The organism is Bacillus sp. AY2-1, assembly GCF_008368965.1.
GTDB lineage: Bacteria > Bacillota > Bacilli > Bacillales > Bacillaceae_G > Bacillus_A > Bacillus_A thuringiensis_S.
Genome location: NZ_QPEL01000054.1, coordinates 43,834 through 66,168 on the forward strand (window position 1 = coordinate 43,834; position 22,335 = coordinate 66,168).

Here is a 22,335-nt window from a genome sequence, read left to right on the forward strand (position 1 = left end):
AAACTAAAACAGGATAGCAGTTTGAGACGGGTAAGGAGTGCAAATTGATGCATATGCATATTTTTGAAGGAGCACGGCATCTTTCTAATAGTGAATGGGTTATTCGGGCTATTATAGCATACATATTTTTAATATTAGTTGCGAAAGCGATGGGGCAAAGGTCTATCGCACAACTTCGTTTTTTAGATGTTGTATTAGTGTTATTGCTTGGTGGGAATATTTCTAACGCATTGTCTGATGAAAAAGTAGGGTTACTGGGCTCGATGATTACAACGTTCATACTTGTTGTACTTCATATTATAAGCTCAGTTTTAATGCTGAAATGGGATAGATGGAGACGCTTTTTAGAGCCTGCACCTATTATTCTTATACACAATGGTTCCATTGATTTTAGCAATTTGAAAAAGGCGAGAATTACCTTGGAATATTTGTTTTCGGAACTTCGTATGCGAAATGTGAGCGATATTCAAACGGTTAAATTAGCATTATGGGAAGCGAGTGGCGTTGTTTCTATATTTCAGTATCCAGAATATGAAGCAGCTTCTCGGCGGGATCTAAAAGTGGCGGGGAGAAGGTCTCCAGTTTCTTTCATTTTAGTGAAAAATGGAAGGATTCAACAGGACGTTCTCGCTTTAATAGAAAAACCAGAAGAGTGGGCAAAAGAGTTTTTAGAGAAGAGTGCGGAAATTGAATCCATTATGTTAGCTACAGTAGATGAATCACATAAAATAAATATTTTGTTAAAAAAATGAAAAATATACGCATTTTGTCGTTTTGTACATATGATACAATAGTGTGGACAACGAAAAAGGAGGCGATACGGTGGGATATGTAGAAGAATTACGAAAAATAGTTGGTCATCGCCCTTTAATTTTAGTTGGTGCTGTTGTACTCGTTATAAATGAAAATGGTTATGTTTTATTGCAGCAGCGGACAGAGCCGTACGGAAAATGGGGGCTACCTGGCGGGCTAATGGAGCTTAGTGAATCACCAGAAGAAACAGCTTATCGTGAAGTATATGAAGAGACAGGAATAAAAGTGAAGAACTTGCGACTAATCAATGTATTTTCTGGAGCGAACTACTTTACAAAATTAGCAAACGGTGATGAATTTCAATCTGTAACAACCGCCTATTATACGGATGAATACGAAGGGGATTTTGTTATGAATAAAGAAGAAGCAGTTCAGCTTAAATTCTTTTCAGTAACAGAACTACCTGACTATATTGTGGGATCGCATAAAAAAATGATTGCTGAATATATGAAGATTATGGAAAAAAAGATATAATAAAAGTGAAAGAAATACAAAAACACAGCTCTGGTTGGTAGTCCAGACGCATGATTTCATGTCAGTAACCTTCCCCTCCGGGATGTCCCGTATTTCTAATTTTTTAAAGGAGGGGCTGTCAATGGAGTTGACAGTATATCATGATGGCCAATTTTTTGTTGGAATTATTACATGCAAAGAACAAGGGAAATTGTATGGAGCGAGGTATATTTTTGGAGCGGAACCGTCAGATGAAGAAGTGCTTATGTTTGTGAATGGTTCACATTTAGAGCATTTTCAGCATTTTGCAAAATGTGGTGTAGAAGTTAAAGAAAAACAGCGTCCTAAAAATATAAAGCGTATCATACGACAAACAGCAAAAGAAACAAATGTTAAACGTTTTACTAAGGCGCAAGAGGCGATTAGTTTATCTTATGAATTGCATAAACAAGAAAAGAAAGTGCAGTCTAAGGAGAAGCGAGAAGCTGAAAAAGAAAGAAGACGTTTAATTAAAGTACAAAAAGCAAAGCAAAAACATCGTGGTCATTAAAGAAAAGGTGTTAGAGCAAGTGCTCTAACACCTTTTCTATACTTAAATACAAGTAAACTTACTTGTATTTCATAAACATTAACTGGTAAGATACAAATAGGTAGTTTTAGAGGAGGGAAAAGAGTGATTAATTTTAACTTTTTTATGAATGATGTTGTCCGCCAAGCGCGTGAAGAGATTGTCTCTGCTGGATATACAGAATTGACGACGCCAGAAGCGGTAGAAGAAGCGTTTAAAAGAAATGGAACAACACTTGTAATGGTAAACTCTGTATGTGGTTGTGCAGGTGGTATCGCTCGTCCTGCTGCTGCGCATTCCGTACATTATGATAAACGTCCTAACCACCTTGTAACGGTGTTTGCAGGTCAAGATAAAGAAGCGACAGCAAGAGCGCGTGAATATTTCGAAGGGTACCCACCTTCTTCTCCATCATTTGCTTTATTAAAAGATGGAAAAATTGTAACGATGGTAGAGCGTCATGAAATTGAAGGTCATGAACCGATGCAAGTTATTGCAAAACTACAATCGTATTTCGAAGAGAATTGTGAAGAACTATAAAAAATAATAAAAAAGGCGGCACGTCCACAATCAAGTGGATGTGCCGCCTTTTTTATTTATTATTTTAATTTCTGAGATATGCATAGTTATGTTATTTTATGCATTATTTTATACACAACAAAAAGCGTTTATATTGTTATTTTATTTATTTTTATTTTATATATTGCATAAAAATAAAAGTGCTGATACAATACAAACATCGAATAAATATTCTATTAAACTTTTAAATATACATTATTAGGGGGAAGAAAGATGAAGAAGTTATTATCAATATCGTTTGCACTTATTTTAATTGTAAGTATATTCAGCGCTTGTAGTAATGGGGAATCGAAAGAAACAAAAGGAAATAAGAAAGTACTCGTAATGGGGACTTCAGCAGATTATAAACCATATGAATACGTGGAAGCTTCAAAAAGTGATGAAATTATTGGTTTTGATGTTGATGTTGCTAAATATATTGGAAAAGAACTTGGGTATGAAGTGAAAGTGAAAGATATGGATTTTGGTGGTTTATTAGCATCTCTTAGTTCAGGAAAAGTTGATTTCGTAATGGCAGGTATGACGCCAACTGCAGAGCGTAAAAATAATGTTGATTTTACAGATATTTATTTTGTTGCGAAAAATATGGTCGTTTCTAAAAAGGATTCTAATATTAAATCTGTAGAGGATTTAAAAGGGAAAAAAGTAGGAGTACAAACAGGATCTATTCAAGAAGAGAAAGCAGCAGAATTTAAAAAACAAGTAGATTTCCAAGTTGAGGGACGTGACCGTATACCAGAAATCGTACAAGAAATTAAAGCTGGTCGTTTTGACGCTGCAATTATAGAAGACACAGTTGCTAAAAATTATTTAGAGAAAATGAAAGATTTAAAAGGAATTGAAATTAAAGAAGCGCCAGAAGAAGTTGGAGCAGCAATTGCCCTTCCGAAAAATAGTGATAAAACAGCTGAATTTAATAAAGTAATTAAAAAAATGCAAGAAAATGGAGAAATGGATAAATTAGTGAAGAAATGGTTTGGCAGCGAAAAATAAGCTGCCTTTCACTTTTCTTTGAGGGGAATGAAAAGGATGAACTTAGATTTTTCGGCGATTACGCCTTCGATACCATATATACTAAAAGGTTTAGAAGTTACTTTGAAAATTGTAGCAGTATCAGCTTTAGCAGGATTTATTTTAGGAACATTATTAGCACTTTGTAAAATTGCTAGAATACGAGCGTTAAATATAGCAGCAGATTTTTATACATCAATTTTTCGTGGTACACCACTTGTATTGCAATTAATGATTATTTATTTCGGCGTCCCGCAAATAATTGGTTATGAAATACCAGCATTCTTAGCAGCTGTACTTGCATTTAGCTTGAATTCAGGTGCATACATGTCAGAAGTGATTCGTGCTGGTATTCAAGCAGTTGATAAAGGACAAACAGAAGCAGCGATGGCTTTAGGGATACCGTACGGAAAAATGATGAGAAATATTATTTTCCCTCAAGCATTAAAAAATATATTACCAGCTCTTGTGAACGAATTTGCGACACTTACGAAAGAATCGGCTGTAGTAACAGTAATAGGCGCGACTGATTTAATGCGTCGTGCTTACATCGTAGGCGGTGAGACATTTAAATATCTTGAACCATTACTTTTTGTTGGACTGATTTATTATATGTTAGTCATTATTCTTACATTAGTCGGGAAGGCAATTGAAGGGAGAATGAAGAAAAGTGATTAAAATTGAAAACCTTCATAAATCATTTGGTAAAAACGAAGTATTAAAAGGAATTACAACAACGATTGAAAAAGGGGAAGTAGTTGCAATTATAGGACCTTCTGGATCAGGAAAATCAACATTTTTACGTTGTATGAATATGTTAGAAGCACCAACGGATGGTCACATTTGGATTGGAACGGAAGAAGTAACGAATCCGAAAACGAATGTTATGCATGTTCGTGAAAATGTCGGTATGGTATTTCAGCATTTTCACTTATTTCCTCATATGACTGTATTAGAAAATATTACGTATGCTCCTATCAATGTAAAAGGGGTAACGAAGCAAGAAGCTGAAAAGAAAGCTGAGAAACTTTTAGAAAAGGTTGGATTAGTAGATAAAAAAAATACGTATCCGAATCGTTTGTCGGGAGGACAAAAGCAACGTGTAGCAATTGCAAGAGCGTTAGCGATGGAACCGGAAGTTATGTTATTTGATGAACCGACATCGGCGCTAGATCCAGAGATGGTGAAAGAAGTGTTAGAAGTTATGAAATCGTTAGTTACGACAGGAATGACGATGGCTATCGTTACACATGAAATGGGCTTTGCAAAAGAAGTGGCAGATCGTGTTCTTTTCTTGGACGGAGGAAAGCTTGTAGAAGATAGTGCGCCAGAAGAATTTTTTGCAGCGCCGAAAAGTGAACGTGCGCAACAATTTTTACAAAAAATATTGTAATATGAAAAGGTTATGTGAATAATAAGTAGAAAAGGATGACATTGTGTCATCCTTTTTTTATACTAGCTGTAAATACGTTTATACATATAGGAGCAATGATATGTTCAAAATTGGATACCGTACAGTAAAAACAGCAATAGGGACAGGCGCGGCAGTTTTTATTGCTCAGTTATTAGGATTAGAATTTTATAGTTCAGCAGGTATTTTAGTTATTTTATGTGTACAAAATACGAAGCGCAAATCGCTTCAAGTGTCGTTACATCGTTTTCTAGCGTGTGTATTATCAATGGTATTCGCGTTTTGTATTTTTGAAACGATCGGCTATACACCACTTGCAATTAGCATATTGTTACTTACATTTATTCCGACTGCAGTAATGCTTAAAATTCAAGAAGGTATTGTCACGAGTTCAGTTATTGTTATGCATCTATATTCATTGAAGCAAATTACATGGCTTATAGTTGGAAATGAAATTGCTATATTAACGATAGGGATTAGCGTGGCTCTATTAGTGAATATGTATATGCCGAGTAGTGAAAATAAGCTAAAAGAGTATCAAGATAAAATAGAGAGTAATTTTAAAACGATTTTGTTTGAAATGGTTGTGTATTTACGAAATCGAGAAAGTAGTTGGAGTGGAGCAGAACTCATTGAAACCGAGAATATGTTAAATGAGGCAAGAGATTTATCGTTTAAAAAACTTGAGAATGCATTTATGCGAGAAGATGATTATTACTATCGTTATTTTAATATGCGTATGCAACAATTCGAAATTTTAGAGCGAATGATACCACTAGCAGCTTCTTTATCGTGGACATATGAACAAGCTGACATGATTGCAGATGTTGTTGAAAACATTGGTAATGCTATTAGCCCTGAGAGTACTGGCGTTATTTCCTTAAGGCAGCTTCAAGAAATGAGGGAATTATTTAGAGACATGCCATTGCCAGCTACACGCGAAGAATTTGAGATACGTGCGAAACTTGTTCAACTTGTGTATGAAATGGAACAATATTTACTCATTAAAAGTCGCTTTAAGGGAAAGGATAATATAAAAGAACTTATATAGAAGGTAGGAATTATCTATGCCGTATCTTCTCTCTATCATATTATGTCTTTCTTTATCGCCGCTTTGGCCTCTTGGGGAGAATCCACGTGCCGGAGATCCTTTTATTATTGTAAATAAAGCAACGAATAAATTAGCTTACATTGACGATGGAAAGATTCAAAAGGTTTCTCCAGTAGCGACAGGGAAAACGAATGAATTAACTCCAGAAGGAACTTTTGATGTTGTAATGAAAGCGAAGGATCCATATTACATTGCAAAGGATATTCCAGGTGGATCGCCAAAAAATCCACTTGGATCAAGGTGGATTGGATTTAATGCAAGAGGAACTGATGGAAGTAAATATGGAATACATGGAACAAACCAACCGAGTTCAATTGGAAAGTATATTTCACAAGGATGTATAAGAATGAAGAAAAACGATGTGGAATATTTGTTTGATCGTATTCCAATTGGAACGAAAGTATGGATTGTGAAATCGAAAAAATCATTTCAGCAATTGGCAAAAGAAAAAGGAGCCGTTGCATATGAAAAAGCCAACGAAAAGGTTGGCTTTTTCTATTGTAATAAGTTGTCTTGACATGTGTACATAACCATGCGTTAATGAAAGTATAGAAAGATAAAATTAGATAAAGGGGTTGCTCATATGTACTTGAATCCAAAACTTTCGTATATGCAGTTTTTTATGGGATTTCTATTTGTTATTACATTCATATTGGCAACTTTTAATATATGTTCTTATCTTGTAGCGATTGTATGTATGGCATTACTTAATCTCACTTTTGTTATTGGAGCATTTCAGCAGAAACAATATACAAGTTTTGTAATAGCACTTGTAATGTCATTTTCCTTTAGTATTGTAGCGATTGTGTTTTATATAAAATAAACCATCTCGATGTCGAGATGGTTTATTTTTTCATGTGTAAAAAGTAAAAAAAGGACGAACACATCGCCCTTTTTACCAAAACATACTCGCGCCAGCAAGTAATGTTGTTACAAGCATAGAAATTAGCATCACATAAACCATAATTTTTTGAGCTTTTTTATGCATCGTTATACCTCCTTGCAAATCAGTACAATTTCATTGTAACGAGAAATGAAATTATGGACAAGGGGAGAGTGAGGACAAAATTCGGGAGGGGATTGCAAAATATAACAGGAAATTTGAGTGTGTATAGAGAATATAGTTAAAGGATATATTGTTAATTTTTAGTTGGGCAAGCTGAAGAATGGAGATACGATGATGAAAATATACGAAACAGATCGTTTATACTTAAGGGAAATAGATGAGTCGTATGCTGAAACAGTTCTTCAATATTACGACAGAAATCGTGAATTTTTAAAAGCTTGGGAAGAGTATAGACCGGATGATTTTTTTACGCTAGATTATCAAAAGAAAAAGTTGCAAAAGGATAGAAAAGAGTTCGAAGACGGGAAAATCATCAGACTATGGATTTTTAAAAAGGGTGATGATACAAAAATAATTGGGTGTATTTCATTTAATTTAATCGTTCGTGGCATTTATCAATCTTGTGTACTCGGTTATAAATTAGATAAAGCAGAGTTAAACAAAGGGTATACGACAGAAGCACTTAGAAAAGCAATTCAAGTTGCTTTTGAGGAATTTCAGTTACATCGTATAGAAGCTCCGATTATGCCTCGTAATTTAGCATCTATACAAGTGGTGACGAAGATAGGTTTTCAATATGAAGGCGTGTCTAGGAAGATGTTAATGGTAAATGGCGTGTGGGAGGATCATATGCGCTGGGTATTGTTAAATGAGTAATAGAAAGCAGATGGTTATCTAGACATGTAAACCATCTGTTTTTTGTCTTGTATTTCGAAACTTTTGCGAAATTCTGTTATAATTAGTAGTGTTACATACATAATGGTAGTGCAGGAGGCGCAGTCTTATGATTAATCAAGAACGTTTAGTAAATGAATTTATGGAATTAGTACAAGTAGATTCTGAAACGAAATTTGAAGCAGAAATCTGCAAAGTATTAACGAAGAAATTTACAGATTTAGGTGTAGAAGTATTTGAAGATGACACAATGGCTGTAACTGGTCATGGTGCAGGCAACTTAATTTGTACTTTACCAGCAACAAAAGATGGTGTTGATACAATTTACTTTACTTCTCATATGGATACAGTAGTTCCTGGTAATGGAATTAAGCCTTCTATTAAAGATGGATATATCGTATCAGATGGTACAACAATTTTAGGTGCGGATGATAAAGCTGGATTAGCATCAATGTTCGAAGCAATCCGTGTTTTAAAAGAGAAAAATATCCCTCACGGTAAAATTGAATTTATTATTACAGTCGGAGAAGAATCAGGTCTTGTTGGTGCAAAAGCTTTAGATCGTGAGCGTATTACAGCGAAATATGGCTACGCATTAGATAGCGATGGAAAAGTTGGTGAAATCGTTGTTGCAGCTCCAACACAAGCGAAAGTGAACGCAATTATTCGCGGGAAAACAGCTCACGCTGGTGTAGCGCCGGAGAAAGGTGTATCTGCAATTACTATCGCAGCGAAAGCAATTGCGAAGATGCCACTTGGTCGCATTGACTCTGAAACGACTGCAAATATTGGACGTTTTGAAGGTGGTACACAAACGAATATCGTTTGCGATCATGTACAAATCTTTGCAGAAGCTCGTTCGTTAATCAATGAGAAAATGGAAGCACAAGTTGCGAAAATGAAAGAAGCATTTGAAACAACTGCAAAAGAAATGGGCGGTCATGCAGACGTTGAAGTAAACGTTATGTACCCAGGATTTAAATTTGCTGATGGCGATCACGTTGTAGAAGTTGCAAAACGTGCAGCTGAAAAAATTGGTCGTACACCTTCTCTTCACCAAAGTGGTGGCGGAAGTGATGCAAACGTAATTGCAGGACACGGTATTCCAACAGTTAACTTGGCAGTTGGTTATGAAGAAATTCATACAACAAACGAGAAAATTCCTGTTGAAGAGTTAGCAAAAACAGCAGAATTAGTTGTTGCAATTATTGAAGAAGTAGCGAAGTAATGGAATAGAAAAAGCGTGTAAATCAATTGTGATTTACACGCTTTTTATTTTGACTCGATTGCTTTGACAAGACGTATAAGCCAATATAAGAAAAACTATGGAAGTATATACGTTGTTGCTATATGTACTAGACGAGGGAATAATCCTAACGTATTCATATTGAAAATCGGAAGTAGTAAATAATTAATTGCAATGATTAATATAACTACAAGGAACATATAGTTAATTTCATCATAATCAGCCTCTTTCACATGTGTATCCTCTTTATATCGATTATAAAAAAGAACAAGTAATTATTATAACTATTGTGCAAAATTTGATATAATAAAAGAACGAACGTTCTGATCAGGGGGTGAGTACTATGCGAGAAATGTATCCGAAAAATGGTCGTGTTATTTTACATGTAGATATGAATTGCTTTTTCGCATCTGTTGAAATTGCTCATGATCCATCATTACAAGGAAAGCCATTAGCGGTTGCTGGAAATGAAAAAGAGAGAAAAGGAATTATAATAACATGTAGTTATGAGGCGAGAGAATACGGAATACGTACGACGATGCCCCTTTGGGAAGCGAAAAGATTATGCCCGCAATTAGTTGTAAGGCGTCCTAATTTCACATTATATCGCGAAGCTTCATTTCAAATGTTTCAAGTCCTTTCCCGTTTTACAGAAAAGATACAACCAGTCTCAATAGATGAAGGATATTTAGATATTACAGATTGCTATGCACTTGGTTCGCCTCTTGAAATAGCAAAGATGATGCAACAAGCACTATTAACAGAGTTACAGCTTCCGTGTAGTATCGGAATCGCTCCAAATCTTTTCCTAGCAAAAACAGCTTCTGATATGAAAAAACCTCTCGGTATTACCGTGCTTCGAAAACGTGATATTCCAGAAATGATTTGGCCACTTCCAGTTGAAGCAATGCATGGGATTGGAGAAAAAACAGCTGAAAAATTAAATGAAATTCATATACATACAATTGAACAGTTAGCGAAGGGAGACGAGCATATCATTCGCGCTAAAATTGGCAAGCACGGTATTGATTTACAAAAGCGTGCAAAAGGTACGGATGATAGGGAAGTGGATCCGAGTCAAATGGGCCAACATAAAAGTGTCGGTAACTCGATGACTTTTTCAAAGGATATGGATGAAGAGAAAGAATTACTTGATATGTTAGAACGGTTATCAAAATCAGTGAGTAAAAGATTACAAAAGCGAACCCTTGTCAGCTATAATATTCAAATTATGATTAAATACCATGATAGGCGAACAGTAACACGGAGTAAGCAATTGAAAAATGCGATTTGGGAAGAACGTGATATTTTTCAAGCAGCATCCCGTTTATGGAAGCAACATTGGGATGGTGATTCCGTTCGTTTACTAGGTGTTACAGCTACTGAAATAGAGTGGAAGACAGAATCGGTGAAACAATTAGATTTGTTTTCATTTGAAGAGGATGCGAAAAAAGAACCACTACTTGCTGTCATTGATCAAATTAATGATAAGTATGGAACACCGATTTTACAACGAGGTAGTCAACTACTACGTAAGCAAGAGAAGTCGTTTCAACAAAAGTTAGAAAATAAGTTTATGTAGAAGGTGTCATGAAGTAGTAAAATCATGACACCTTTCATTTTTAACTTGCTTCTAAATCTAATGAAGTTTTCCAACCAGCTGCAGTAACGCCAGATTCTAATAGCATTCTACTTACTATTTTTTCAATTAAGATAGCCGCATTTGTCTTGCAATGTAATGTAGCCTGTATACACACCTTTCGATTAGAATCTACGTCTTCGCTATACAACTCTTTTAAACCGAGCCCTTCTGTACTTACCATATGCATAAGTAAAAAACGAATATGTGCTTCATTTTCTTCTGAACAAGTAAGGGAAAGTAAGTAGTTTGTTTGTTCTGGTGATTCTTTTTTTGATTTTTTATTCATAAAAAGAGCAATTGGGCGAAGGAGTATATTTGCTAGTAACACGCCGGCTGTACCTAATATAGCTGCAACGAGGAAACCGGCGCCTGTAAGAGTACCGACAGCAGCTGCACACCATAAAGTAGCTGCCGTATTTAGCCCTCTAATACTAAAACCATCGCGGATAATAACGCCACCCCCTAAAAAGCCAATGCCACTAACGACTTGAGCAGCAATGCGGGATGGGCTAGCATCATGATCAAGCATGACGGATAATAAAACAAATATACAGGCACCAAGTGATACGAGAGCATTTGTCCGTAACCCAGCCATTCTGTGTCTCCATTGTCTTTCCATTCCAATGCAAGCTCCTACAATAATTGCTATAACTAATCTGAATACAATGTCGTACCATACCATCATGGTCACCTCCATATATAAATATGTGTTATGTCTTTTAGAATGAGCGGGGAATATCCACTCATTCTTATTTTTACAACCAGCTACGAAACTTTTTAATATAAAGCTTTTTTAGGAATTGTGTTAAAAAAGCGTAGCCTAATAGTATTCCTACTAACCAAGGAAAGTAGTTAAGTGGCAATGCTTGTAAACCAACGGCTGCACCAAGTGGTGAGAATGGAATATAAATCCCGATTGCCATAATAAGAGCGGTTAATAAAACGACTGGTGTTGATGCAGTGCTTTGAATAAATGGAATCTTTTGTGTTCTTATCATGTGAACAATTAAAGTTTGTGTTAACAATCCAACGACAAACCAACCGGACTGGAATAATGATTGCTCGCTCGGTGTATTTGCACCAAATACATTCCACATGACTACGTATGTGATAATATCAAATACGGAACTAATTGGGCCGATACAAATAATGAAGTTTCGTAAGTTTGCAGTATCCCATTTTCGTGGTTTTTCTAGAAACTCTTTATCCATTTTGTCCCATGGAATAGAAAGTTGTGAAATATCATAAAGTAAGTTTTGAATTAAAAGATGAATGGCAAGCATCGGTAAAAAAGGAATGAAAGCACTTGCTACTAACACGCTAAACACATTACCGAAGTTAGAGCTAGCTGTCATCTTAATATATTTTAAAATATTTCCGAATGTAGTACGTCCTTCTAAAATACCTGCTTCTAATATAGTTAAACTTTTTTCGAGTAGAATAATATCGGAAGCTTCTTTCGCAATATCAGTAGCAGTATTAACAGATATTCCGACATCAGCTTCACGTAATGCTACAGCATCGTTAATGCCGTCTCCCATGTAACCTACAGTGTGTCCATTTCCTTGTAATGCGTGTATAATACGAGATTTTTGCATTGGATTAAGCTTCGCAAATACAGTCGTTTCTTCAGCAAGTTTTGCTAATGCTTTATCTGGTAAAGAATCAATCTCGTAACCGAGGATTGGTTCGCCGATATCTAATCCAACTTCTTTACAAACCTTTCTTGTAACAATTTCGTTATCGCCAGTTAAAATTTTCACTTGTACACCATGTTTTTGTAATGCTTGAATTGCAGCTGCTGCAGATGGTTTCGGTGGATCTAAAAAGCCGATATATCCACTGAGAATCATATCTGTTTCGTCTTTTACTGCGTACTCTTTATTATTTATTCTTCTATCTTTTTTATAAGCCACAGCAATAACCCGCATACCTTCACTATTTAATGTCTCACTTAGTTTTTTGACATTTGAACGTATTTCCTCGGTGAGTGGAACGACTTTTTCATCCACTCCGGTGTAATTACAAATTGATAAAATTTCTTCTACGGCACCTTTACAAACCATTGTATGTTCACCTGAAATATCTTTTACGATGACTGACATACGCCGGCGGGCGAAATCGAATGGAATTTCATCTAGCTTTTGAAAAGCTGATGGATTAAATTTATTGTTTTCCTCTGTATGCTTAATAACAGCTTTATCTATTAAATTTTTCAATCCAGTTTGATAGAAACTATTTAAATAGGCAAATTGTAAGACGCGATTGCATTCATTTCCCTTGGGATCTAAGTGACGAACAAGGACAACTTTATCTTCTGTTAAAGTTCCGGTTTTATCTGTACAAAGAATGTTCATAGCACCTAAGTTTTGAATAGAATTTAGCTGTTTTACAATTACTTTTTGTTTAGACATGTTAACGGCACCTTTAGCTAAATTAGCAGTTACAATCATTGGTAACATTTCAGGTGTAAGACCAACAGCGACGGCAATAGCGAAGAAGAAAGCTTCTTGCCAATCTCCTTTTGTGAATCCATTAATGAGAAGGACAATAGGCGCCATAATAAGCATGAATGTAATTAAGAGCCAGCTTACTTTGTTTACACCTTTATCAAAGCTTGTTTCTACACGCTTTCCAATTACCTTATTTGCTAAAGAGCCGAAATACGTATCGGTACTTGTTGAGATGACAACAGCTTTTGCGCTACCACTTACAATATTTGTTCCCATGAAGCAAAGGTTTTCCATATCGAGTGGATTGTAATTTTTTTTCATGTTTTTCGGTAAGATATGCTTATTTTCTGTATGGTAGCAGTGTTCGTATTTTTCTACAGGAAGTGCTTCCCCTGTCAAAGAAGATTGATTAACAAATAAATCTTTAGCGGATACAACACGCACATCAGCTGGAACGATATCACCAGATGAAAGGGAAATAATATCGCCAGGTACAAGTTCCTCAATTGGAATTTCTGTTGTGTAATTTCGGTTTAAATTCTTTACATTTTTTGTTTCATGTACAAATCCATTTATTCTAAATACGCTCGCAGTTGTTCGAACCATAGCTTTTAACTTATCGGCAGCTTTTTGAGAACGAAATTCTTGGGAAAACCGAATCGTTGCACTAAGTAGGACCATTACAGATACGACAATCGTTCCTTGCATATCATCTGTGAAAAAGGAGAGTGCTCCAAGAGCTAATAAAACGAAAATAAATGGATTTTTAAATGCCAATAGAAATTGAATGTACCACGGCGCCATTTTATTATGAGCTATTTCGTTCGGACCGTATAAAGAAAGTCTACGAGCCACTTCTTGTTTAGATAATCCATCTTGTGTTGTTTCTAGAAGTTTTAACGCAGAGATTACATCTTGTGTTGCAACCTCCACTAATAATTCGTTATTTGTTTTCATGCTATCTTGCTCATAAGCATGCTTTGTTTCTTGTCTTTGTAAATTAAACATCGGTAGTTCCTCCTCTGTCATGAAGGAGGAAACAATCTGTTACCTAACTATTTGAAATGGTGAGGAACAGTTTCTTTCCTACCTACATGATGAAATATGAATGTAAAACGTATGGGTATCTGGGCCGAATCATCAATTGCCAACTGTTCCTCACCTCCGTACAATTTAGTAGTTTCTGAATATGCTATGTTTGTTTCATAGTAAGGTGCATATAGACGTAAAAAGACCTTTACTCAAAACGAGTAAAGGTCTGAATTCGCAGTTAAAAGAGTCCACAACAAAGACTGTTAGTAGACATAAATAAAAACAGTTTTTGTGTATGACAAAATACATGCACCTCTCCCTCGTTGAGTTTTAGCACTGTATAGCATAGGTACTGAAACCAGCTACGTTAAAAAAGGCCTTCATTCCGACCTTTCCTGTTGACCCATTGGCGTCTCTCGACATTTTTGGGCAGCAGCGTTTCTCTATACAGGAGCCTCACCTAACAGAGACTATATTCAATTACATGTTGAATGTTAGCACTGTAAAATCGTAGTGTCAATATCTTTTTTATCTGTGTTTTTAAAATATTAAACGGATTTATAATAGATATGTGGGATGAAATGCATGATATTGATTATGAATAATATGGAAAATAAATATTTTTATAAAAGGGGAATTTGTAATGGTACCACAAAATTTTATTATAAATATTGAGAATCAAAAATGGTTGTTTAATGAGCAGGAAGATTTATGTTCACACGGAGAAATATATCCCGCATTAACGGGCAGTAAGACTCCCACCTCAAAATTCGGCTAGAGCAAAGGAGTTAGGTGGGAGAGATCAAACTGCCCGTAAAAGCCCGATTGGTTCAACTAATAATCAGTGGGGACGGTGCCCCCCCACTGATTAAAGTTTCACTTTATTTAAATGTGGATGGAACGATTATTACACAAACAGGTATGGATGAGGAATGGGGAATAAGTGAATCAGCTTTAGCTTTGTTACGAACTTTAGATAAAGAATATATTTGTGATATTGAAAATGAAGAGGGGGTTATTTTGCACGGATGTGGCACTATGCTAATGTTAGGATGCCCAATTTCAATTCATTGGACTATAAACCATATAGGTAAAAATGTGATTTTAAAGGACTTTGTCAAAGTTATTTCTACTGATCAAAAGGCTATATACTATGAAGGGCTTCATATAGAATTGAATGAAAATGAATATAGAAAACAAATTGTTTCTTTTGCACTACAAGCAAAAGAATTATTTAATAAATCAAGTGAAAAGATAATTTTAAATGAGCTTGAGCGAAGTATGTATACCGACTTTTGGACGGAATATGATCATTTGTTAAATAAGTATAAATAAAAAAGCACTGTAACCAGTGCTTTTTTATTATAGATTACGAGATTGTAGGGTTTTCAAAAATAACAATCTCTGAACTGTTTGTAGTTGAAACGCGTTGGGCGTAATATGTTAAAGCTGAAGAAATATATGCTGGTAACGTATCATTTGTATGTGATGTTGTATATTCATGGATTAATTCCTTTAAAGTTGTCCATTCTAATTGTGCTGGGTGATCAGACACGAAAGAACTTACCCAGCGATCAAATGAAGATGAAAAATCAGTTTGTAAACGAAATACTTCTTTCATAATAAAACGCTCCCTTAAAATGTAGTATAATTATTTTACCACAAAACACGAACGATTGGTAATTTTTTTAAGTATAATGTTCGTGTTATATAGTTGTCTAGATGATTGGTTATGTAAATTCGATTTGCCATTTGAAATAACATTCCGTAAGATGAGAGATAGAGTATATTTAGAGCTGGAGGAAAGAAAGTGGAATTTGTATTTTTAGGAACTGGTGCAGGTGTTCCTTCAAAAGGAAGGAACGTTTCAGCAATTGCTTTACAATTGTTAGAAGAACGAGGACAGACTTGGTTATTTGATTGTGGCGAGGCCACGCAACATCAAATATTACATACATCGGTACGTCCGCGCCGCATTGAAAAAATATTTATTACGCATTTACATGGCGATCATATTTTTGGATTGCCTGGTTTATTAGGTAGCCGTTCATTTCAAGGAGGAACTACGCCTTTAACGGTGTATGGACCGAAAGGAATTAAACAATTTATTGAAGTGGCATTATCGGTAAGTACGACACATGTGAAATATCCACTTGAAGTTGTGGAGATAACAGAAGAAGGTACCGTATTTGAAGATAATGAATTTTATGTAGAAACGAAAAGATTGTCACACGGTATAGAATGTTTTGGATATCGTATTGTAGAGAAAGATATACAAGGTGCTCTTTTAGTTGATAAATTGCTTGAGATGGGTGTGAAACCAGGTCCAATCTTTAAACGTTTAAAAGATGGAGAAGTAGTTGAATTAGAGGATGGCACGATATTAAATGGAAATGAGTTTATCGGCCCACCTCAAAAAGGAAGAATTATTACTATCTTAGGTGATACGCGATATTGCGAAGCGAGTAGGGAGCTTGCGCAAGATGCAGATGTACTTGTCCATGAAGCGACTTTCGCAGCAGAAGATGAGCAACAAGCGCATGATTATTTTCATTCCACATCTAAGCAAGCTGCGAGCATTGCACTTCAGGCAAATGCGAAGCGATTAATCTTAACTCACATTAGTTCTCGCTATCAAGGAGATACATATAAGGAATTATTGAAAGAGGCAAGAGAGTTGTTTTCTAATACAGAAATAGCGACAGATTTGAAATCATTCCCAGTAGAAAAATGATAATTTTGTAAAAAATGGTAACAACAGGTTACCATTTTTTTATGTCTAAAAAAATTTAAAAATAAAACTGTTATTATTTTATGCTTATACTTGGATGATACAGAAAATTAGAATGGTTTGAATATATACGATAAAAATACGAAATAATGATTATTTAGAAAAACTGTTATATAAGTCAGATGACATACAAGTGATACAAATAGCAGGAATGGACTTTTATTCAGAACTTTTAAAATTCAACAAAAGTAAGCGTTTTATAAAAAACAAGCTATAATGAGGGCAGATTATAATTTATGATAAGTCACATGCTTTTTAGTTATTATCGTAACAAGTGAAGTTGACTAAACCATGAGAGAGTAACATGAGAATTATAATAGGAAAGATATCACTTGTTTATGCTATGCTTGCAATGGCTTCTGTGTTAAACTTTGGATTGCTACCAGACTTTATTGTGGATTATCTTATATCATTTTTTTAATGAAAATAATACTAAGATTCTTATGTATTATGATAACTGGTATTATTTCAGGTTATATTGGATTACTTTTATTCAAAAATTATCCAATTCATACAGCAGAACAAATTCGTGGTACAACTGGAAAAGCGACAGATGTAGCAGCTTAATAGAATAGTAGAATAAATTTTTTTCATAGAGGTTTAGGGGGAGTTATGATGAAGTATCGCTCAGTATTTGATATTATCGGTCCAGTTATGATTGGACCATCAAGTTCACATACAGCAGGCGCGGCAAGAATGGGGCAAGTTGCTCGCCAGCTGTTTCGTCATGAACCAGAAAGAGTAAGCATTTCGTTATATGGATCATTTGCAAAGACGTATCGAGGGCATGGTACCGATGTAGCACTAATCGGTGGAATATTGGGATTTGAAACAGATGACTTACGTATTCCAGAGGCGCTAGAAATAGCAAAAGAGCGCGGAATTGAAGTGGAATTCATTGAAGAAGATGCCAATGCACCTCACCCAAATACAGCAAGAATTCGTTTGTATAAAGGTGAAGAAGAAATTGAAGTTGTTGCTTGCTCAATTGGTGGCGGTAAAATTGAAGTTGTAGAATTAAACGGATTCGATCTTCAATTATCAGGCACAAGTCCAGCACTACTTATTGTAAATAACGATCGCTTTGGTGCTATTGCAGCGGTGGCTTCAATCCTTGCTACACACGAGATTAACATTAGTACAATGAGTGTTTCTCGTAAAGAAAAAGGAAGAAGAGCGCTTATGGTTATTGAAACAGATGAATTATTAGCAGATGAAGTGATTGAAGAAATAAAAGCGCAACAAAATATTTGTCAAGTAACTATTATGGATTAATTGCAGGGGGGACACACCATGTTTCGGAACGCAGCGGAACTAGTGGCGCAAGCTAAAGAACAAAATGTAAAAATCGCAGAAATTATGATTCAATGTGAAATGGAAACAAGACGTATTTCACGTGAAGAAGTAATTGCTGGTATGGAAAAGAACTTAGTCGTGATGGAACAAGCAGTAGAACGTGGTATTCGCGGCGTGAAATCACCAACTGGTTTAACTGGTGGAGATGCTGTAAAAGTTCAAGCGTATATGAAGAGTGGAAAAGGCTTATCTGGAGATACGATTTTGGATGCAGTAAGCAAAGCTGTTGCAACAAATGAAGTAAACGCAGCGATGGGAATTATTTGTGCAACACCAACAGCAGGGTCTGCTGGAACAGTGCCAGGTGTACTATTTGCACTAAGAGAAAAATTGCAGCCTACACGTGAAGAAATGATTGAGTTCTTATTTACAGCAGGAGCTTTCGGTATGGTTGTTGCGAATAATGCTTGTATTTCTGGTGCGGCAGGAGGATGCCAAGCTGAAGTTGGTTCAGCAAGTGGAATGGCGGCTGCAGCTGCAGTTGAGATGGCTGGTGGAACACAAGATCAAGCAGCTACAGCGATGGCAATTTCATTAAAGAACATGCTTGGTTTAGTGTGCGATCCTGTTGCAGGACTTGTAGAAGTGCCTTGTGTAAAACGTAATGCAGCAGGAGCTGCGAATGCGATGATTTCAGCAGATTTAGCATTAGCTGGTGTAACGAGTACAATTCCATGTGATGAAGTAATTGAGGCAATGTTTAGAATTGGACAAACGATGCCAGTAGCACTTCGTGAAACAGCAGAAGGTGGACTTGCAGCAACGCCGACTGGTCGTCGCCTGCAAGAAGAGATTTTTGGGAAGAACAATAACTAAGTGTGAGAAAAAGGATCTAAGTTTCTTTTGTTAGTTGTTCTAATGTTTTTCCAAGATTATGTGATCGTTCCGTTGCCTGTGTAATACAAGAAATAAGTGCTTGTTGAAATTCATGTTCTTGTAATACTTCAATACCTGCTTCGGTAGTTCCACCAGGAGAAGTAATTTCCTTTCGCAAAATAGAAGGGTGCTTGTCACTTGCTTTTAGCATTTCAGCAGCACCAATCATCGTTTGAAGAATAAGTGATTTTGCAACATCTTCTTTTAAACCAATTTTTTTTGCAGCTTCTTCCATAGCTTCCACTACGTAATAAATATAAGCAGGTCCACTTCCGGATAATGCAGTGACAGCATGCATATCATCTTCCTCTACAACAGAGACGAGACCGATCGTTTCAAATAAAGATGTTGCAGTGCGAATATGTTCCGCTGTTGCATGTTTTGAAGGGGAGATAGCGGTAGCTGATTTTAGAATGGCTGCGGATGTATTTGGCATTGCACGAATAATTGGAACGTCTTTTTGAAGTAGTTTTCTAATTGAGTGAGTAGAAACACCTGCTAGTAATGAAATAATAAGCACGTTATTATTTATGTATTCTTTAAAAGGGGTAAGCGCCTCTGCAACATCCTTTGGTTTCATTGCTAGAAAAAGAATATTTGCATCAGTAAGTAATTCTTTTTTATTATGAGTACCTTTGACACCGTATTTTTTATGTAGCTCTTGTAATCTCGTCTCGTTAGAACGATTACTTACAGTAATTTGTTCACCTTTAACAACATTTGCATGTAACAAGCCACCAATAATAGCTTCAGCAATAGAGCCTGCACCGAGAAAGGAAATGTTTTGAATAGACATGATGTTCCTCCTTTAATTTTGGTTAGAAATTCTTATAAATGTACATACATTCGTTTTCTTATAGGAAACACCTCTTTTTATCTGAAAATAATGACAAATATATATAGAAGTTGTAAACTGAAGAAGTATTCATTTTTGAACCGGAAAGAGACAGGGGGGCTAAGCATGACGGCGATTCACCGAATGGAGATTCCTGTACCATTTGCAGTGGAAACTGTGAATGTGTTTTTAGTTGAGGGGGAGACATTAACATTAATTGATACAGGGACGAATACAGAAGAGGCAAGGAATGCGTTAGAAAGTCAATTAGGTGCATTAGGATATACGATAGAAGATATTGAAACAGTAGTCATTACGCATCATCATGCAGATCATTGTGGACTTTTAAATATATTTTCTGAGAAGACGAATATTATTGGACATCCTTGGAATGAGCCTTGGATCACACAAAATCCAGAATTTTTAAAGCGGTATCATGAATTTTTTAGAGAGACGGCCTTACAGTTTGGTGTGCCAGCAGCATTTTTGAAAGACGAGTCGTTATTGACGACGAGGACACTTAAATATTCTTGTAATAGATCGTTAACGCATACTGTGAGAGAAGGAGATCGTATTAATTCTTTGCCTGGATTTACAGTGCTTGAAACACCAGGCCATGCTTCTACTCATATTTCTTTATATAGAGAATCTGATGGAATATTAATTGGTGGAGATGCTCTCATTAGTCATATTTCTTCGAATCCAATACTAGAACCACCATATGAAGGGCAAACAGAGCGGGCACGCCCATTACTAAAATATAATCAAACATTACAGCGTTTAAGCGAAATGAATATTTCACGCATTTTATCAGGGCATGGGGAAGATGTTCTAAATGTGAAACAACTTATTGAAACGAGATTACAAAAGCAAGAAACACGTGCTTTTAAAGTGCTTGAGTTATTAAAGGAAAAACCAATGACAGCATTTGAAGTATGTGTAAAACTATTTCCGGTATTATATAAAGAACAATTACCACTTACTATTTCAGAAACGGTTGGACAATTGGACTATTTAGCATATAATCAACAAGTGATGATTGATGAGTCATCGCAACAATTGATTTATTATGCAAAGTAGGTGACAGCAATGACAGGACGTTTACAAAATAAAGTAATCGTCATTACAGGTGCTTCTAGTGGGATTGGTGAGCAAGTTGCAATGCAAGTTGCAGCACAGGGAGCGACTCCAGTATTAATGGCTCGAACAGAAGAGAAACTACAAGCGTTAGTAGACAAAATTAAAGAAACTTATAATACGCCTTGCTATTATTATGTATTAGATGTAAGTGAAGAGATGGAAGTACAGTCTGTTTTTTCAAAGGTATTACAAGAAGTGGGACGTATTGATATATTAGTAAACAATGCGGGATTTGGTATTTTTAAAACGTTTGAAGATGCGTCAATGGGTGAAGTAAAAGATATGTTCCAAGTAAATGTATTTGGATTAGTAGCATGTACGAAAGCGGTACTACCTTATATGGTAAACAAGAATGAAGGACATATTATTAATATTGCTTCACTTGCTGGAAAAATTGCAACTCCGAAATCGAGTGCTTATGCAGCAACGAAACATGCCGTATTAGGATTTACGAATAGTTTACGCATGGAATTAGCGAATACAGATATTTATGTTACAGCAATTAATCCAGGTCCGATAGATACAAACTTTTTTGAAATAGCGGATCAATCTGGTACATATGTAAAGAATATGGGACGTTACATGTTAAAACCAACATACGTAGCAGAACAAATCGTAAAGTCGATGCACACGAAAAAACGTGAAGTAAACTTACCGAAGTGGATGGGAATTGGCCCGAAACTTTATGCTTTATTCCCAGGTTTATTTGAACGTGTAGCAGGTAAATCATTAAGTAAAAAATAGGAGATTTCCATATGGAAATCTTTTATTGTTTTCCAGTTACATAATCATAAACAATATCCTCAATATCCTCGAATCAAACAATTACAAGATCGGAAAGCAGCTAAATCATTAAGTAAAAAATAGGAGATTTCCATATGGAAATCTCCTATTTTTTATTGTTTTCCAGTTACATAATCATAAACAATATCCTCAATTTCCTCGTATAAATCAATTTCAATATTTGAATGAGTCACCGTTTGAATATGTTTCACTAGCATTTCCTGATCTTCTTTTGATATTGGACTGCATTGATATTGTTGAAAACTTTTTATAATCATTTTCTCAATTAATTTTTCGTTTATATTTTTCCCCGCCTGTATGTACGTATGTATTGTTTTATTGTACTTGAAGTGAAATAAAAAAACTACTATGCACTATTTTTGTATAAAAATTCGGCTGAGTATATTATTTTTCTAATAAAATTAAGTTTTTTTAGATTTAAAAATTTATAAATATTTAATTGACTCTATAAATATACAATATTATAATCATAC

At 35.5% G+C, this 22,335-nt stretch carries 25 protein-coding genes, 1 pseudogene and 1 riboswitch; of the genes and pseudogenes, 19 read left to right on the plus strand and 7 right to left on the minus strand.

Annotated elements, in window-relative coordinates; genetic code table 11:
• Positions 1-47 precede the first annotated feature (47 nt).
• The 10 genes from DN403_RS14070 (at position 48) to DN403_RS14115 (ending at position 6,769) form a co-directional block, all read left to right on the plus strand.
• Positions 48-752 carry a DUF421 domain-containing protein gene (locus tag DN403_RS14070; RefSeq protein WP_000550957.1) on the plus strand — a complete coding sequence of 235 codons (705 nt, stop codon included), beginning with the start codon at positions 48-50 and terminating at the stop codon, positions 750-752.
• 70 nt (positions 753-822) lie between these two features.
• On the plus strand, positions 823-1,287 hold the full coding sequence (locus tag DN403_RS14075; RefSeq protein WP_000542551.1) for an NUDIX hydrolase: 465 nt from the start codon (positions 823-825) through the stop codon (positions 1,285-1,287).
• 121 nt (positions 1,288-1,408) lie between these two features.
• The gene (locus tag DN403_RS14080; RefSeq protein ID WP_000424201.1) at positions 1,409-1,816 is read left to right on the plus strand and encodes a YjdF family protein; all 408 of its coding nucleotides are present in this window, start codon (positions 1,409-1,411) and stop codon (positions 1,814-1,816) included.
• A gap of 144 nt (positions 1,817-1,960) precedes the next feature.
• A complete protein-coding gene (locus DN403_RS14085; protein ID WP_001979317.1) occupies positions 1,961-2,374 on the plus strand; it encodes a BrxA/BrxB family bacilliredoxin in 414 nt (137 codons plus the stop codon).
• 252 nt (positions 2,375-2,626) lie between these two features.
• The gene (locus DN403_RS14090) at positions 2,627-3,406 is read left to right on the plus strand and encodes a transporter substrate-binding domain-containing protein (protein ID WP_000735462.1); all 780 of its coding nucleotides are present in this window, start codon (positions 2,627-2,629) and stop codon (positions 3,404-3,406) included.
• A 36-nt stretch (positions 3,407-3,442) separates the two neighbouring features.
• Entirely contained in the window at positions 3,443-4,102 is a 660-nt protein-coding gene (locus tag DN403_RS14095) for an amino acid ABC transporter permease (RefSeq protein ID WP_001046915.1), read from the plus strand.
• Entirely contained in the window at positions 4,095-4,817 is a 723-nt protein-coding gene (locus DN403_RS14100; protein WP_000590203.1) for an amino acid ABC transporter ATP-binding protein, read from the plus strand. Before DN403_RS14095 ends, DN403_RS14100 begins: the two co-directional genes overlap by 8 nt.
• A 100-nt stretch (positions 4,818-4,917) precedes the next feature.
• Positions 4,918-5,886, plus strand: coding sequence for an aromatic acid exporter family protein (locus DN403_RS14105; protein ID WP_000472671.1), 969 nt, complete (start codon positions 4,918-4,920; stop codon positions 5,884-5,886).
• A gap of 16 nt (positions 5,887-5,902) precedes the next feature.
• A complete protein-coding gene (locus tag DN403_RS14110) occupies positions 5,903-6,463 on the plus strand; it encodes a L,D-transpeptidase (RefSeq protein WP_001146572.1) in 561 nt (186 codons plus the stop codon).
• 66 nt (positions 6,464-6,529) lie between these two features.
• On the plus strand, positions 6,530-6,769 hold the full coding sequence (locus DN403_RS14115) for a DUF3894 domain-containing protein (RefSeq protein WP_000281167.1): 240 nt from the start codon (positions 6,530-6,532) through the stop codon (positions 6,767-6,769).
• A gap of 72 nt (positions 6,770-6,841) precedes the next feature.
• Here the strand turns inward: DN403_RS14115 and prli42 are convergent, their stop codons facing one another.
• Positions 6,842-6,934: a stressosome-associated protein Prli42 gene (gene prli42 / locus DN403_RS14120; RefSeq protein ID WP_000549037.1), complete on the minus strand. Its 93-nt coding sequence runs from the start codon at positions 6,932-6,934 to the stop codon at positions 6,842-6,844.
• A 189-nt stretch (positions 6,935-7,123) separates the two neighbouring features.
• Between prli42 and DN403_RS14125 the strand changes: the two genes are divergently transcribed.
• Both DN403_RS14125 and DN403_RS14130 read left to right on the plus strand, forming a co-directional pair.
• Positions 7,124-7,669: a GNAT family N-acetyltransferase gene (locus tag DN403_RS14125; protein WP_014894891.1), complete on the plus strand. Its 546-nt coding sequence runs from the start codon at positions 7,124-7,126 to the stop codon at positions 7,667-7,669.
• A gap of 127 nt (positions 7,670-7,796) precedes the next feature.
• Positions 7,797-8,915 carry a tripeptidase T gene (locus DN403_RS14130; RefSeq protein ID WP_000609803.1) on the plus strand — a complete coding sequence of 373 codons (1,119 nt, stop codon included), beginning with the start codon at positions 7,797-7,799 and terminating at the stop codon, positions 8,913-8,915.
• 95 nt (positions 8,916-9,010) lie between these two features.
• Here DN403_RS14130 and DN403_RS31150 read toward each other — a convergent pair whose 3' ends face one another.
• On the minus strand, positions 9,011-9,166 hold the full coding sequence (locus tag DN403_RS31150) for a hypothetical protein (protein WP_000656487.1): 156 nt from the start codon (positions 9,164-9,166) through the stop codon (positions 9,011-9,013).
• 110 nt (positions 9,167-9,276) lie between these two features.
• Here DN403_RS31150 and DN403_RS14135 point away from each other — a divergent pair, with 110 nt between their 5' ends.
• Positions 9,277-10,515 carry a DNA polymerase IV gene (locus tag DN403_RS14135; protein ID WP_001208861.1) on the plus strand — a complete coding sequence of 413 codons (1,239 nt, stop codon included), beginning with the start codon at positions 9,277-9,279 and terminating at the stop codon, positions 10,513-10,515.
• A gap of 40 nt (positions 10,516-10,555) precedes the next feature.
• Here the strand turns inward: DN403_RS14135 and DN403_RS14140 are convergent, their stop codons facing one another.
• Entirely contained in the window at positions 10,556-11,257 is a 702-nt protein-coding gene (locus DN403_RS14140; protein WP_000262346.1) for an MgtC/SapB family protein, read from the minus strand.
• Positions 11,258-11,330: 73 nt separating this feature from the next.
• Positions 11,331-14,036 carry a magnesium-translocating P-type ATPase gene (mgtA, locus tag DN403_RS14145; protein WP_149185540.1) on the minus strand — a complete coding sequence of 902 codons (2,706 nt, stop codon included), beginning with the start codon at positions 14,034-14,036 and terminating at the stop codon, positions 11,331-11,333.
• A gap of 331 nt (positions 14,037-14,367) precedes the next feature.
• Positions 14,368-14,535, minus strand: a riboswitch (M-box (ykoK) riboswitch).
• A 168-nt stretch (positions 14,536-14,703) separates the two neighbouring features.
• Between mgtA and DN403_RS14150 the strand changes: the two are divergent.
• Positions 14,704-15,395: pseudogene (locus DN403_RS14150) on the plus strand (hypothetical protein).
• 34 nt (positions 15,396-15,429) lie between these two features.
• Here DN403_RS14150 and DN403_RS14155 read toward each other — a convergent pair.
• Positions 15,430-15,681, minus strand: coding sequence for a DUF3932 family protein (locus tag DN403_RS14155; RefSeq protein ID WP_000665709.1), 252 nt, complete (start codon positions 15,679-15,681; stop codon positions 15,430-15,432).
• 189 nt (positions 15,682-15,870) lie between these two features.
• On the opposite strand from DN403_RS14155, the gene rnz reads away from it, so the two are divergent.
• The 3 genes from rnz (at position 15,871) to sdaAA (ending at position 19,023) form a co-directional block, all read left to right on the plus strand.
• Complete coding sequence (gene rnz, locus DN403_RS14160) at positions 15,871-16,794, plus strand: ribonuclease Z (RefSeq protein ID WP_000397454.1); 924 nt, start codon at positions 15,871-15,873, stop codon at positions 16,792-16,794.
• Between the two features lie 672 nt (positions 16,795-17,466).
• Positions 17,467-18,126 (plus strand): L-serine ammonia-lyase, iron-sulfur-dependent subunit beta, encoded by a 660-nt coding sequence (gene sdaAB / locus DN403_RS14170; RefSeq protein ID WP_000877451.1) that lies wholly within the window; start codon positions 17,467-17,469, stop codon positions 18,124-18,126.
• A gap of 18 nt (positions 18,127-18,144) precedes the next feature.
• A complete protein-coding gene (gene sdaAA, locus DN403_RS14175) occupies positions 18,145-19,023 on the plus strand; it encodes an L-serine ammonia-lyase, iron-sulfur-dependent, subunit alpha (RefSeq protein ID WP_000489454.1) in 879 nt (292 codons plus the stop codon).
• A 16-nt stretch (positions 19,024-19,039) separates the two neighbouring features.
• Here the strand turns inward: sdaAA and proI are convergent, their stop codons facing one another.
• Complete coding sequence (proI, locus tag DN403_RS14180; protein ID WP_149185542.1) at positions 19,040-19,879, minus strand: pyrroline-5-carboxylate reductase ProI; 840 nt, start codon at positions 19,877-19,879, stop codon at positions 19,040-19,042.
• A gap of 165 nt (positions 19,880-20,044) precedes the next feature.
• Here proI and DN403_RS14185 point away from each other — a divergent pair, with 165 nt between their 5' ends.
• Together DN403_RS14185 and DN403_RS14190 are read left to right on the plus strand one after the other, a co-directional pair.
• Positions 20,045-20,998 (plus strand): MBL fold metallo-hydrolase, encoded by a 954-nt coding sequence (locus DN403_RS14185; protein WP_016077263.1) that lies wholly within the window; start codon positions 20,045-20,047, stop codon positions 20,996-20,998.
• A 9-nt stretch (positions 20,999-21,007) separates the two neighbouring features.
• A complete protein-coding gene (locus DN403_RS14190) occupies positions 21,008-21,802 on the plus strand; it encodes an SDR family NAD(P)-dependent oxidoreductase (RefSeq protein ID WP_000147794.1) in 795 nt (264 codons plus the stop codon).
• A gap of 152 nt (positions 21,803-21,954) precedes the next feature.
• On the opposite strand, the gene DN403_RS14195 is transcribed toward DN403_RS14190, so the two are convergent.
• Positions 21,955-22,143: a YqzH family protein gene (locus DN403_RS14195; protein ID WP_001003222.1), complete on the minus strand. Its 189-nt coding sequence runs from the start codon at positions 22,141-22,143 to the stop codon at positions 21,955-21,957.
• Positions 22,144-22,335: the final 192 nt, after the last annotated feature.